Raw genomic sequence first — 11,945 nt, 5'->3', positions numbered from 1 at the left:
CTAGCCAGATCAAGAGGAGATGAGCATCAATGGTGATGAAATCATCAACACTGCGATCGCCTAGGATTGCGGCATGACCTCGGCTGCGACCGGCGCGAACCCGGATGCGTCCACCACGGGTGACGACGGCCCCGGTGACGACGGCGCACGACGGCCGCCACGGCCCTCACGACCGTCACGGCTCGATCGGCGCAAGGCACGCACCCGGCAGGCGCTGATCGACGCCGCCCGCGCCTTCCTGGCCGAGCACGGCACCGCCGAGGTGAGCATCCAGCAGATCACCGACGCCGCCGACGTCGGCTTCGGCTCGTTCTACAACCACTTCAGCAGCAAGGACGAGCTGTTCCGCGCCGCCATCGCCGACGTGCTGGAGGAGCACGGGCGGCTGCTGGACGAGCGCACCGCCGGCCTCGACGACCCCGCGGAGATCTTCGCCGCGTCCTGGCGCCTGACGGGACGGCTCGTCCACACCCATCCGCAGATCGCGCGCATCCTCGCCCGTACGGGTCTGTCCTACCTGGACTCCGACCACGGCATCGCGCCGCGGGCGCTGCGCGACATCCGCCGCGCGGCCGAGGCCGGCCGCTTCCACGTCGACAACCCCTACGTCGCCCTCGCGGCCGCCGGCGGCTCGCTCCTGGGACTGCTGCACCTGTGGCTGGAACGCCCCGACCTCATCGACGACGGCGCCTGCGACGAGCTCGCCGAGCAGGTCCTGCGCATGTTCGGCATGAGCCGCGAGTCCGCCCGCGCCATCGCCCACCGTCCCCTGCCCGACCTCACGACGGACGGCTGACCGGGACGGTCTCGGACGCCCGCACCTCCGCGCCCTCCCCGGACTGGCCGGCGCCGCGCAGGCGTTCGCCCTCGATGTCGAGGTGGGGCAGGGTCCGGTCGAGAATCCGCGGCAGCCACCAGGCGCCGCGTCCGGCCAGCGCCAGCACCGCCGGGACGAGCGTCATGCGGACGAGGAAGGCGTCGACCAGCACCCCGAACGCCAGCGACAGCGCGATCGGCTTGATGGCGGCGTCGTCCACGGCGACGAAGCTCGCGAACACCGCGATCATGATCAACGGAGATGCCGGCGCCGGTGCGGGCACCGATGGCGTCCGCACGCGACCGCACGTCCTCGACCAGGTCACCGGTGGCGGGGTCGTCCGGCGCGCTCCTGGGCACCAGCTGGATCACCGCGTTGCCGGTGCGCGCGTTGTACTGCGGCGGGGAGACGGACGCGACGCCGGGCAGGGCGCGCAGCTCTCCGCTCACCTCGGCGGCCGCCTGCCGTCCGGTCTCGCCGCCGCGGGTCTCGGCGAGGATCAGCAGCGGCCCGTTGAACCCCGGCCCGAACGCGCGGGTGACCTGGTCGTAGGTCTCCCGCGGCGCGCTGCCCTCGGCGGCCGAACCGTTGTCGGGCAGCGCCAGGCTCAGGCCGGTGGCCGGGATCGCGACGGTGACCAGCACGGCGGTGACGGCCGTGACCATCAACCGCGGCCTGCGCACGACGAACGACGTCCAGCGCTCACCCGCCCCGGGACGCGCCCGCACCCCCGCGAGGGCGCGGCGAGCGGCACGCGACCCGGCCCGCGGTGTCAACCGGTGACCGGCGAAACCCATCAGGGCGGGCAGCAGAGTGATCGAGACCAGCACCGCGAACAGCACCGTCACCACCGCGCTCAGCCCCATGACGGTGAGGAACGGGAAGGTCGCGCGCTGTCCCGCGAGCCGCAGACGCAGCCCTTCCTGCGTGACGTTCACGGAGGTCGGCACCAGCCCGAACGGCAGTCCGGACAGGTCCACGGCGCGGCCCTGCGAGGCGAGCCGGCCGGCGAGGTCCCCGAGCGGCCGCCCGGCGATCGACGCGTCGACGGGTTCCAACGCGACCTTGGCGCCGTCCAGCCGGGGCCGCATCGACACGGCCACCATCCCCGCGGGGCCGGTATGGACGATCAACCTCCCCGCCGTCACATCGGCCGTGACCCTGGCCGTTGCGCCCGTCTGATCGGCGACGAGCCGGCCGAGGGTCTCGCTGGGCACCTCCGCGCCGACGCGGGACCCCGCCACGCTGACCCGGTCGCCCGCCCGCCTGACATCGCGCAGTTCCGCCTCGAACGACACGCCCGCCACACCACGGACCGTCGCGTCGTCGGCGCTCACCCGCACACGCGCCAGCCCGCCCTGGGCCAGTTGCACCAGCACCGGCGTCGCGCCGAGGCGGACCTCGGGACGAGCGTCGACCGTCCGCCGCAGCCCGACGGCGAACCGCCCGGCCGCCTGGTGCCGGACCAGCACCTCAGCGGTCGCCGCGCCCGCCAGCACCGCGCCCGCCGCGACCACGGCGATCGTCCGCCCCTTCGGGCCCCTCCGGCGCGCAAACCACCCTCCAAAAAGTGTCATGACTGACACGTTAGCTAGAATCCTGTCAGTCATGACACTTTCCGGGCGAGGAGACGAAGATCACAATGGGACGGCGTGAGGAGCACAAGGCGGCGACGCGGAAGACCCTCCAGGACACGGCGCGCCGCCTGTTCGCCGAGCACGGCTACACCCGGACCACGGTGCGCGACATCGCGGCGGCCGCCGGAGTCACCGAGCGGACCTTCTTCCGCTACTTCCCCTCCAAGGAGGACCTGGTCCTGGGAGAGATCCTCGACCTGATCCCCGAGTTGCAGGACGCGGTGCGGGCGCGTCCGGACGCGGAACCCCCCTACACCGCGGTCTTCAACGCCCTGCTCACCCTCGCGGACAAGCGGGATTCGGGCCTGGCCGTCCTCTTCAGCGGACCACCCGCCCGGTTCCTGTCCCAGCCGACCCGCCCGGCATGGCCCGTCCTGCTGGAACTCGAGACGGGCCTGGCCGATGTCCTGGCCGACCGCCTGCGCGCGTCGGGCGAGGACGACGACCACCTCGACCTGAGAGCCACCGTCCTCGCCCGCGCCTGCGTGGCGGCGATGCGCAGCACCGTCTTCGCCCTCTCAACGCTCCCCGAACAGGAGCGCTCCCTGGACAAGGCCCTCCACCTCGCCCACCGGGCCTTCACCGCCCTCGGCCACGGTGTTCGGTGACGGCCGGCGTGTAGCCTGCGGACCTCAAGATGATCGATCGCATTTATCGGAGCTTTCCGCCTTCCTCGATCTACTGGCGTCCGACACCCCAGAGGAAGGTACGGAATGACCGATCTCAGCCGAAGGACGATGCTCGGGCTCACCGGCGCGGCCACGGTGACGTTCCCGGCGACGCAGCTTTTGCCGTCTGGAGGGGTACGGCGAACCGCCGACCGGGCCATGGACCGGTTCGACCAGGGCTGGCGCACCGGCCAGTGGGAGCCGTTCCTGGCGATGCTGGCGCCGCGTTTCTCGTTCTGGTTCCCCGAGGGACAGTGGCGAGGCCGCCACGAGGGCGAGAGCGGCCGTCGCGCCGTGGAGGAATGGGCGCGGTTCCACGCCTCGAACGGGAACCGGGTCATCGGTGAGCGCCGTTCGACCACCCGGATGGGTGACAGGGTCCTCTACGAGTACGACTCCCGGGGCGGTTCCCCGTCGACGGAGGGCTACCTCAACTGGGAGGTCATCATCGTCCGAGTGAGCGGCGACCGAATCAGCGCCCTCCACGAGTACTGGGGCAACGTAGAAGACGCACACGTAGCTCGCAGTCGAGGGATCGCCACCTGTCGGATCACATGACGGGACGGCGGCGCCGTGTCCTCAAAGGAGAAGGCATGACGGGCCGACGTTGGGCACGGCGGCGCCGCATGCATGCGGATCTTGCCGACGGCGTCGACGCCTAGAGACGCGCCCCGAGAACAGGAGGGTGCGGCGGACGTGAAGCGGCCCGTCCGGACGAGGTCGGACGGGCCGCGTTCACATACGAGGGTTACAGGAGGTGTCCCATCGCCCGCTTGACGAAGTCGTTGCGGGCCGTGGTGGACAGTCCTTCGAGGCCGAAGCCCAGGTAGACGGTGTCCTTGGTGACGAGCCCGGCGCCTTCCTCGAAGGCGCGCTGGCTGCGCGTCCAGTCGTTGGCGGCCGGGGCCGAACCCTCGGGCGGGCCGGCGACGGTCCAGCCGCCGAGGTCGGTCTCGAAGGACGTCTCGGCGAGCGTCTCCGAACCAGAGGTGATCTTGGCGTCGTCCAGGAACACGCCCAGGCCCTGGGTGCCCCAGTCGCTGACGTAGGAGATCGACAGCTCGACCTTCTTACCGGCGTACGCCGACAGGTCGATCGACCATTCCTGGTAGCCGTTGGACTTGCCGCTGGCCGCGTGCCAGGTGCCGGTGGTGCCCTTGGGCGAGCAGTCCTGGCCCTGGTAGTGGTTCAGCTGCGGGTGGAGCGCCCGCCACCCCGAGGCGCAGCTCTCGCCGGTGGCCTGCTGGGTGTGGCCGTTGGCGTCGGGAAGGGTCGTCCAGTCGTCCTGGCCTTCCGTGCGCGCCTCGACGAAGAGGAAGTCCCAGTCGGCTTCGGTCTCGTACGAGGTCTGGAAGGTCAGCCTGCCGTCGCTCTTGCCGGTCAGGTCGACCGTGCGGGTGAGCCGCTTGTACGACACGTCGGCCTGGCCGCTGTAGGCGTACCAGCTGCCGGTCCGCGGGTCGTACGGGGCGCCGCCCGGCCGGTCCCACTTGATCGGCGCCTCGGCGGCGAACTGCGGGAACTTGTCCTTCGGCAGGAAGCTGGACGTGCTCAGGAACGAGGCGGTGTGGTCCTGGTTGTTCGCCGAGTCCCCGCCGTTCAGCGGGGCCTGGAACCCGTTGAACGAGCCGCCCGCGCCCTTGACCGGGTACGGCTTGCCGTCCTGGCCGGTGCCGCCGTCGCTCACGTAGCTGTAGGCACCCAGGTAGTACTGCAGGAAGTCGTTGAACAGCGGCAGGCACGGCGGGTCGGAGGGCTGCGCGCACTCCGGCTGCCCCGGGGCGTCCGGCTCGTAGTAGTACGAGCCGTCGGCGCCCTGGGCGAACCCGGCGTACTTGCCGGTGAGCAGAAGCTTGCCGCCCTCGTTGAGGTAGTCGCGGACGCTCAGCTCCAGGTCGAAGGCGAGCTTGGCCGCCGTACCGGCCGGCTGGCCGGACGCGCGCGGGATGACGTCGTCGCCGGTCTCCCACACCACGGCCTTGTAGTGGCTCAGCACGCCGAGGTGGTGCGGTGCCTTACGGCCGTTCTTGTCGACGTCGTACACGTCGGGCCTGTGGCCGGCGGCCTTCAGGGCGTTGGTGTACGCGGCGGCGTACTTGGCCTCCGTGGCGCCCTGGGCGGGGCTGGCGCCGGTGACGTCCTCGGCGGCGAGCACCAGGACGTCGCCGCCGATGTCCTTGGCGACCGTGTAGGTGAACTTCTGGCTGGAGACCTTCGTGCGCTGCTTGCGGGCCTCGAACCAGACCTCGACCTTGTCTCCGGGCTTGGTGCCGCGGACCGTGCCGCGGTACTCGCCGTAGTAGAGCCGTCCCTCGTCGCCGTACCGCTCGCCGCCCTTCCACTCGCGGACGGAGCCGGACTGGGTGCGGCCGCCGTTGACGCGGTAGCGCAGCGCGAGGCCCTTCAGCGAGCGGCGGGCGGTGACCGCCACCGGCTGGGTCCTGCCGTGCGACACCTCGAAGGCGTCGGCGACCAGGTCCGGGGTGGTGACGCCGGTCACGGAGACGGGCCGGTCAGGGGTGTGCGCCGACCTGGCCGTGGCGAGCGCCAGCGGGAGGTTCTTGGTGAACTCCTGCTGGATCAGCTTCTCGTCGTCCGGGAAGTGGAAGACGCTGGCGCAGTCCTCGGGCTTCCACTGGTCGTCGGGGTCGGCGGCGCTGGCGGTCTGGCAGGTGGCCATCTCCGGTGTGAAGGTCAGCGTCCCGTGCCGCTCGGTCATGTGGCCGTCGGTGTCGCCGTTGGTGATGTACAGCTCGGCGGCCAGGTCCGGGTCGTAGCCGGGCACGGCGGGCTTGTCGTCGTCGCCGAGCAGCGCCCGGAAGATGTGGTCGTCCGGGCTGGGCGTCTGCTGCTGCCAGCCGACGCCGTACAGCAGCAGCTCCGCCGCCGAGTGGTAGTTGATCAGGTACTTGGGGCGGAGCCGCTTGACGAAGGCGTCCTGGAGCTTGGTCTCCGGCTCCGACCCCGGCGCGGCGCCGCGGTAGGTCTGGCTGTCGGGTGACGGCGAGGACCCCTCGTTGTCGTAGCCCCACTTGTGCGGGAAGTTGCGGTTGATGTCGACGCCGTCCGCCGTGGTGAGCTTGCCGTCCCCGTCGTTGTCGCGCGCGTTCTTGCGCCACATCCGGTTGTCGGGGTCGAACGTGAGGTCGTAGCCGTCGACGTTGACGACCGGGATGAACCACAGGTCCGTGGTGTCGACGAGCTTGGTGATCTCCGCGTTCTTCCCGTAGTTGTCCAGGAAGTAGTGGAGCTGGCGGCGCACGGTCTCGGCGGTGATCCACTCCCGGGCGTGCTGGGTCGCCTGGTAGACCACGGCCGGACGCGGGCCGCGCGTGGGGTACGTGCGGGCGCCCTTCGTCACCCGGACGGCGGTGATCGGCTTGCCCTTCAGCGATGTGCCGATGTCGACGGCCTTGGCGATGTTCGGGTGGGCGGCGGCCGCCTTGACGATCTCCTCGCGGAGGTTGCCGGCCCCGGAGTAGGGCCGGTACACCTTGCCTTCCGCGGCGAGCGTCCGGGCCCGCTGGCTCGCCGTCTGACCCTTGACCGTCTTGAGCCGGAGGGGGACGCCCTTGGCCCGCAGCGCCTCGCCCTGCGCCCGGCTCATGGTGACCTCGATCGGGATCTTGCCGCCCGACGGCCTGCCGTGCGCGATGTCCTCGTGGTCGAGCCCGAGGGCCTTCAGCTGCTTGAGCTGACCCGCGGTGAGCTCGCCGGCGAAGACCTCGATCTTGTCCTGGTCGCGCGTCCGGCCCGGTGCGGCGGCCGCCGGTGTGGCGACCAGCAGTCCCGCTCCAAGGGCCAGCGCTGCTACCGCAGAGATGGTTCTGCGCCTCACTGCGCCTCCAGAAAGGTGGGGGTTCTCGAGGAGCCCCCGCTCGGGCGGGACGCGCGCGGCTCTCCCCGAGCAGCGAGGCGATCGTCATATGAGGCTTATGAGGAGGTCAATGCGGATCTTGAGCTTTGTTTACATCTGCCAGATAAGGCAGAAGAGATCCATGCAGCCACATCTGGCCAACCCCTGGAGATCCCCCCACCCATTGGCTCCCGCCGCCCCAGGCACCCCCCAGAGGCCACCGCCCAGCGAAAGCGAGCGGAGCCCCCGAACCGCAAGCGAAACAAGCGGGAGACTTCAAACCGAACGCAAAGCGAGCGGAGGCCCCGCGCCACACAAACCGGGAACAAGATCCTGAGCCACGAGCGAAGCGGGCAGGCCACAACCGCACGCGAAGCAAGCGCAAAGCCCCGAGCCGAAGGCGAACCCCCGAACCGAACGCGGAGCGGGCGGGAAACCCTGAGCACGCGAGCGCGTGGGCAGGAGGCCAGGAGCCGCGAGTGAAGCGGGTGGCGAGGGGGCGGGCGGGGGTTCCAGGGCGGTCGCCCTCCGCAAGAAAGCGAAGAGGCCCTGGGAAGTGAACCGAAGGTTCGTTTCCCAGGGCCTCTGCCTGGTAGCGGGGGCAGGATTTGAACCTGCGACCTCTGGGTTATGAGCCCAGCGAGCTACCGAACTGCTCCACCCCGCGGCGACGTGTTAACTCTAGGGCATCCAGGAAGATCGGCCAAATCGGCCGACGCGAGTGGCGGCGCGGCGTCATGCGGATGGCGCGAGGTGTCCGTCGTGCCGCCTGCCGCGACCTGCGCGCCGTCCTGCGCGTCGACGTCCGCCTCGACGGACCCCATGGAGGCGGGTGAACAAAGCTCCGGGGTGGGGCGAGCCGGGTGTACGGGGGTCAGGGCTGGGCGTTGGCGGTGACCGTGGGGAGGCGGTCGGGGTCGGCCAGCACGTCGATGGCGACGATGCGGTCGCCGGAGACGGTGAAGGCCATCACCGAAATCGGCCGGTCGTCCGGCTGGACGACGACGCCCGGCAGGCCGTTGACCAGCACCGGCCGGACGTGGGGCGCCAGCGAGCCGAACGTGACCGCCTGCGACGCGACGGTGTGCGCGCCCTGCAGCAGCTGGGTGAGGCCGGGGCGGGCCGTGCCGCCGTCGGAGCGCAGCACCACGTCGGGGTCGAGCAGGGTGAGCAACGCCTCGAAGTCGCCCTCGCGGGTGGCGGTGAAGAACGCGTCGACCGCCTTGCGCTGGACGGCCGGATCGGGGTCGGGGACGGGGGCGTGCCCCTGCACACGGCGGCGGGCCCGGCTGGCGAGCTGACGCGTCGCCGCGGGGCTCTTGTCGATCACCGGGGCGATCTCGTCGAACGGGACGGCGAACATGTCGTGCAGCACGAACGCCAGACGCTCGGCCGGAGCCAGCGTGTCGAGCACCACCAGCAGCGCGAGCCCGACCGAGTCGACCAGCTCCGCCTCGTCCTCGGGGGTGGTCGTGACGATCGGGTCGGGGATGTGGATCTCCGGCGTCTCCCTGCGGTCGCGCAGCATGTTGAGGCACACCCGGCCGATCACCGTGGTGAGCCACGCGCCGAGGTTCTCCACGTCGCGGGTGTCGGTGCGGTCGAAGCGCAGCCAGGTCTCCTGGACCGCGTCGTCGGCCTCGGCCAGCGACCCGAGCATCCTGTAGGCGACCGCCCGCAGCCTGGGCCGATGCTCGTCGAAGTCCACGCTGTCACGTTCCTTCCGCCTGCCGGGTCGTCCAGGTGAAACAACCTATCCGGCAGGGAGAAGAGACCATGATTCTGGTGACCGGTGGCACGGGCAGGCTCGGGCGGATCGTCGTTCCCCTCCTCCGTGAGCACGGCGAGGTGCGCACCCTCGGGCGCGGCAGCGGCGACATCCGGTGCGACCTGACCAAGGAGGAACCCGCGCTGGACGGCGTCGAGGTCGTCGTGCACCTGGCCGGTGGCGCCAAGGGCGACGACGTGGCGGCCCGGAACCTGGCGCGGGCCGCCGGGAAGGCGAACGTCCGTCACCTGGTGCACATCTCCGTCATCGGGGCCGACCGGGTGCCGCTCGCGTGGATGCGCGCACAGGCCGCCGCCGAGCAGGCGATCATCGACTCCGGCGTGCCGTACACGATCCTGCGCGCCGCCCAGTTCCACTACCTTGCCTGGGATCTGGCGCGCACCCTGGCCAAGTCCCCCGTCGTCCCGGTCCCCGGCATGCGCTGGCAGCCCGTGGACGCCCAGGATGTCGCCGAACGCCTGGTGGAGCTGGCCCTCGGCGCACCCGCGGGCCGTGTGCCCGACCTCGCGGGGCCCAAGGTGTACGGGATCGCCGACCTCGTCCGCGACTACCTGCGCGCCACGGGGAAGCGCCGTCTGCTGCTGCCCGTCCCGCTGCCGGGCAAGGCCGGTCGCGCCTACCGCGACGGCGACAACCTGTCACTGGACGCCGACACCGGCAAGCGCACCTGGGAGGAGTTCGTGGCGGACCAGCGTTGACGAACCGGGCCGCGGGTCCCGCAGCCGCTCACCGACATGAACCGCGCTCCCGCCCCGGCTCACGGTCCCCGACCCGACGTGCCGTAGCGCGTTCGGCGGCGGGGCGGGGGCCTGGGCGGGGTCAGCCGCAGGTGGGGACCTGCCCCTTGCCGGTGTTGATGGCGTTGAGGGCCTGGATGGCGCCGTTCAGCGTGTCGGCGCGGACGAGGCGCAGGCCGTCGGGACGGGCCTTGGCGGCGTCGGGGCAGTTGTCGGCGGGGGTGAGGAAGACGGTGGCGCCGGCGCGGCGGGCGGCGATCATCTTCTGCTGGATGCCGCCGATGGGGCCGACCTGCCCCTCGGCGGTGATGGTGCCGGTGCCCGCGATGAACTTGCCGCCGGTGAGCGAGCCCGGGGTGAGCTTGTCCACGATGGCGAGGGAGAACATCAGGCCCGCGCTGGGCCCGCCGACGTCGCCGACGCTGATGTCGACCTTGAACGGGAACTTGTACTGGTCGGACAGCACGATGCCGACCACGGGACGGCCGTCGTCGCTGGCGGCGGTCGTCAGCGTGACCCGCTGCTCGGCGCCCGAGCGGCGGACCGTCACGGTGACCTGGTCGCCGACCTTCCGGTTGCCCATCAGCTCGGTGGCGGCGCCGACGCGCTCGACCCGGGTGCCGTCGACGGCGACCAGCTCGTCGCCGGGGCGCAGCCGGCCGTCGGCGGGACGGCCCTTCTGCACCGCGTCGACGACGACGCGGGTGGAGATCGGGATCTTCAGCTCGCGCAGGGCGGCGGCCTGGGCGGTCTCCTGCGAGTCGCGCATCTGCCGGGTGTTCTCCTCGTCCACCTGCTTCTGCGACTCCTTCCGCGGGAAGATCGTCTCCTCGGGGACGATCGCCACGTCGCCGTCCAGCCAGCCGCGCAGGGCGGTGAACAGGTCGAGACGGGAGCCGGGGCCGCCGCGGTAGGTGACGGTGGTGAAGTTCAGGTGCCCGGCGTCGGGATACACCTGACGGCCCTCGATCTTGATCAGCTCCTCGCCCTTGTCGTTCTCGCCGAGGGTGTTGCTGGTGGGGCCGGGCATCAGCGCGACGTACGGCACCGGCATCAGCGAGCCGACCAGCGCCAGCACCAGGACCAGCACGCTGGCGACGGCGAGGGTGACCGCGCGGCGAGACGACATGTGCGGCTCCTAGGCTCCTAGGTCAAGCGGCCGCCGGAGGGGCGGTCAGGTGGTCGGTGGGGCGTGGTCCGGGAGACGGCGCCGGGGCCGCGGGCACCGGCGCGGGGCTCCGCCGCCCTGTCAGCAGGCCCCGACCCATTCGTCGCCGCCGTCGGCGAACGTCTGGTGCTTCCAGATCGGCACCTGGGCCTTGAGGTCGTCGATGAGCCTGCGGCAGGCGTCGAACGCCTCGCCCCGGTGCGCGCAGGACGCGGCCACCACCACGGCCAGGTCGCCGATCTCCAGGTCGCCGACCCGGTGCACGGCGGCCAGCGCCTTCACCGGGAAGTCGGCGGCGACCTTCTCCATCACGGCGCGCAGTTCGCGTTCCACGGTGGGGTGGGCGCTGTACGACAGGCGGCTGACCGCGCGGGCGTGATCGTGGTCGCGGACGGTGCCGACGAACACGGCCGTCCCGCCCGCCGCCGGGTCGCCGACGGCGTCGAACACCTCGCCGACCGACAGTGGGGCGTCGCGGACCGCGACCAGCCTGATGACGTCGCTCACGCTCCGCAGGTTACCGTCCGCGGGACACGCCCGGTTCGCCTGGAGTGCACGCCCGCCCCCGCGCGGGGCGCTCGCCGCGGCTCAGGCCGAGCCGGGCTCGTCGGGTTCGAACGTGGCGACCAGGGCGTCGGCGAGGCCGGGGACCAGGTCGGGGCCGACCAGGACCTCGTCGTCGGTGTCGTGGCGGCGCAGCCGCAGCGCCGAGTGGCGGGTGCCGTCGCGCAGGACGCCGACCACCATGCGCACGTCCTCGCGGCCGGGGTGCTCGGCGGCCCAGGCGGCGGCCTCGGTCTCGTCCTCGGGGATGTCCTGCTCGGCCTCGGGCGGCAGCACCATCCGTTCGATCACCAGGGCGCAGCCCTCGACCGCGTCCGGCCAGGCGATGGCGGCCAGCGACTCCTCGACCGTGTCGCGGTCGGGCAGCCGGTCCTGTTCCAGGGCGGCCAGGGTCTCCACGTCGGGCGCCAGGCCGAGCTGGTCGGCCAGGTCGGGCTCGGCGCGGCGCAGATCGGAGCTGCGCACCAGCGCGTACAGCTTCGGCGGGGCGTCCCATCCCTCCTGCGCCGAGTGACGTTCCAGGTCCAGGACGACTTCTTCGAGAAGACTGCTCACGGGTCCATCTTCGCGCGAGCGCGGGGTGCTCGCGCCCACGGCGAACGCCGCTCACACTCCGCGACCGCGCGGGCACGAGGCGCGTTTTCCCGGACGTACCTCGCGTACACGTGCGGGAACCCGCGGCCGACTCGATAAGTTGCATAGACAGCAC

General features: G+C 71.6%; 12 protein-coding genes, 1 tRNA gene and 1 pseudogene. 6 read left to right on the top strand and 8 right to left on the bottom strand.

What is annotated here, in order from left to right:
* Positions 1 to 73: 73 nt before the first annotated feature.
* Positions 74 to 796, top strand: a complete 723-nt coding sequence (locus ABZ801_RS28915) for a TetR family transcriptional regulator (protein WP_360703582.1) — start codon at positions 74 to 76, stop codon at positions 794 to 796.
* On the opposite strand, the gene ABZ801_RS28910 is transcribed toward ABZ801_RS28915, so the two are convergent.
* A complete protein-coding gene (locus tag ABZ801_RS28910; RefSeq protein WP_360703580.1) occupies positions 780 to 1,058 on the bottom strand; it encodes an MMPL family transporter in 279 nt (92 codons plus the stop codon). The two genes, ABZ801_RS28915 and ABZ801_RS28910, sit on opposite strands and share 17 nt — an antisense overlap.
* A 20-nt stretch (positions 1,059 to 1,078) precedes the next feature.
* Between ABZ801_RS28910 and ABZ801_RS28905 the strand changes: the two genes are divergently transcribed.
* Together ABZ801_RS28905 and ABZ801_RS28900 are read left to right on the top strand one after the other, a co-directional pair.
* Positions 1,079 to 1,369, top strand: a complete 291-nt coding sequence (locus tag ABZ801_RS28905) for a hypothetical protein (RefSeq protein ID WP_360703577.1) — start codon at positions 1,079 to 1,081, stop codon at positions 1,367 to 1,369.
* Between the two features lie 63 nt (positions 1,370 to 1,432).
* Positions 1,433 to 1,600, top strand: a complete 168-nt coding sequence (locus ABZ801_RS28900) for a hypothetical protein (RefSeq protein ID WP_360703575.1) — start codon at positions 1,433 to 1,435, stop codon at positions 1,598 to 1,600.
* Here the strand turns inward: ABZ801_RS28900 and ABZ801_RS28895 are convergent.
* Positions 1,543 to 2,394: pseudogene (locus ABZ801_RS28895) on the bottom strand (LmeA family phospholipid-binding protein); the annotation flags it as partial. The gene ABZ801_RS28900 and the pseudogene ABZ801_RS28895 overlap by 58 nt on opposite strands.
* A 65-nt stretch (positions 2,395 to 2,459) precedes the next feature.
* Here ABZ801_RS28895 and ABZ801_RS28890 point away from each other — a divergent pair.
* Together ABZ801_RS28890 and ABZ801_RS28885 are read left to right on the top strand one after the other, a co-directional pair.
* Positions 2,460 to 3,062 carry a TetR family transcriptional regulator gene (locus ABZ801_RS28890; RefSeq protein ID WP_360703573.1) on the top strand — a complete coding sequence of 201 codons (603 nt, stop codon included), beginning with the start codon at positions 2,460 to 2,462 and terminating at the stop codon, positions 3,060 to 3,062.
* A gap of 105 nt (positions 3,063 to 3,167) precedes the next feature.
* The gene (locus ABZ801_RS28885) at positions 3,168 to 3,680 is read left to right on the top strand and encodes a nuclear transport factor 2 family protein (RefSeq protein ID WP_360703570.1); all 513 of its coding nucleotides are present in this window, start codon (positions 3,168 to 3,170) and stop codon (positions 3,678 to 3,680) included.
* Positions 3,681 to 3,870: 190 nt separating this feature from the next.
* Here ABZ801_RS28885 and ABZ801_RS28880 read toward each other — a convergent pair whose 3' ends face one another.
* From ABZ801_RS28880 to ABZ801_RS28870, 3 genes are all read right to left on the bottom strand, one after another.
* The gene (locus ABZ801_RS28880; protein WP_360703567.1) at positions 3,871 to 6,960 is read right to left on the bottom strand and encodes a M14 family zinc carboxypeptidase; all 3,090 of its coding nucleotides are present in this window, start codon (positions 6,958 to 6,960) and stop codon (positions 3,871 to 3,873) included.
* 608 nt (positions 6,961 to 7,568) lie between these two features.
* Positions 7,569 to 7,645, bottom strand: a tRNA-Met gene (locus ABZ801_RS28875).
* A 207-nt stretch (positions 7,646 to 7,852) separates the two neighbouring features.
* The gene (locus ABZ801_RS28870) at positions 7,853 to 8,686 is read right to left on the bottom strand and encodes a sigma-70 family RNA polymerase sigma factor (protein ID WP_344954126.1); all 834 of its coding nucleotides are present in this window, start codon (positions 8,684 to 8,686) and stop codon (positions 7,853 to 7,855) included.
* A 68-nt stretch (positions 8,687 to 8,754) separates the two neighbouring features.
* Here ABZ801_RS28870 and ABZ801_RS28865 point away from each other — a divergent pair, with 68 nt between their 5' ends.
* Positions 8,755 to 9,465, top strand: a complete 711-nt coding sequence (locus tag ABZ801_RS28865; RefSeq protein WP_360703564.1) for an NAD(P)H-binding protein — start codon at positions 8,755 to 8,757, stop codon at positions 9,463 to 9,465.
* Between the two features lie 121 nt (positions 9,466 to 9,586).
* On the opposite strand, the gene ABZ801_RS28860 is transcribed toward ABZ801_RS28865, so the two are convergent.
* The 3 genes from ABZ801_RS28860 to ABZ801_RS28850 all read right to left on the bottom strand — a co-directional run bounded on the left by ABZ801_RS28860 (position 9,587) and on the right by ABZ801_RS28850 (position 11,791).
* Positions 9,587 to 10,633 (bottom strand): PDZ domain-containing protein, encoded by a 1,047-nt coding sequence (locus ABZ801_RS28860; protein WP_360703561.1) that lies wholly within the window; start codon positions 10,631 to 10,633, stop codon positions 9,587 to 9,589.
* Positions 10,634 to 10,753: 120 nt separating this feature from the next.
* Positions 10,754 to 11,179, bottom strand: coding sequence for a molybdenum cofactor biosynthesis protein MoaE (locus ABZ801_RS28855; protein ID WP_360703559.1), 426 nt, complete (start codon positions 11,177 to 11,179; stop codon positions 10,754 to 10,756).
* Positions 11,180 to 11,260: 81 nt separating this feature from the next.
* Positions 11,261 to 11,791, bottom strand: a complete 531-nt coding sequence (locus tag ABZ801_RS28850; protein WP_360703556.1) for a PPA1309 family protein — start codon at positions 11,789 to 11,791, stop codon at positions 11,261 to 11,263.
* Positions 11,792 to 11,945: the final 154 nt, after the last annotated feature.

Source organism: Actinomadura sp. NPDC047616, from assembly GCF_040642915.1.
Lineage (GTDB): Bacteria > Actinomycetota > Actinomycetes > Streptosporangiales > Streptosporangiaceae > Spirillospora > Spirillospora miaoliensis.
The sequence above is the reverse complement of the archived record's forward strand: the minus strand, read 5'-3'. Positions and strand labels throughout refer to the sequence as shown.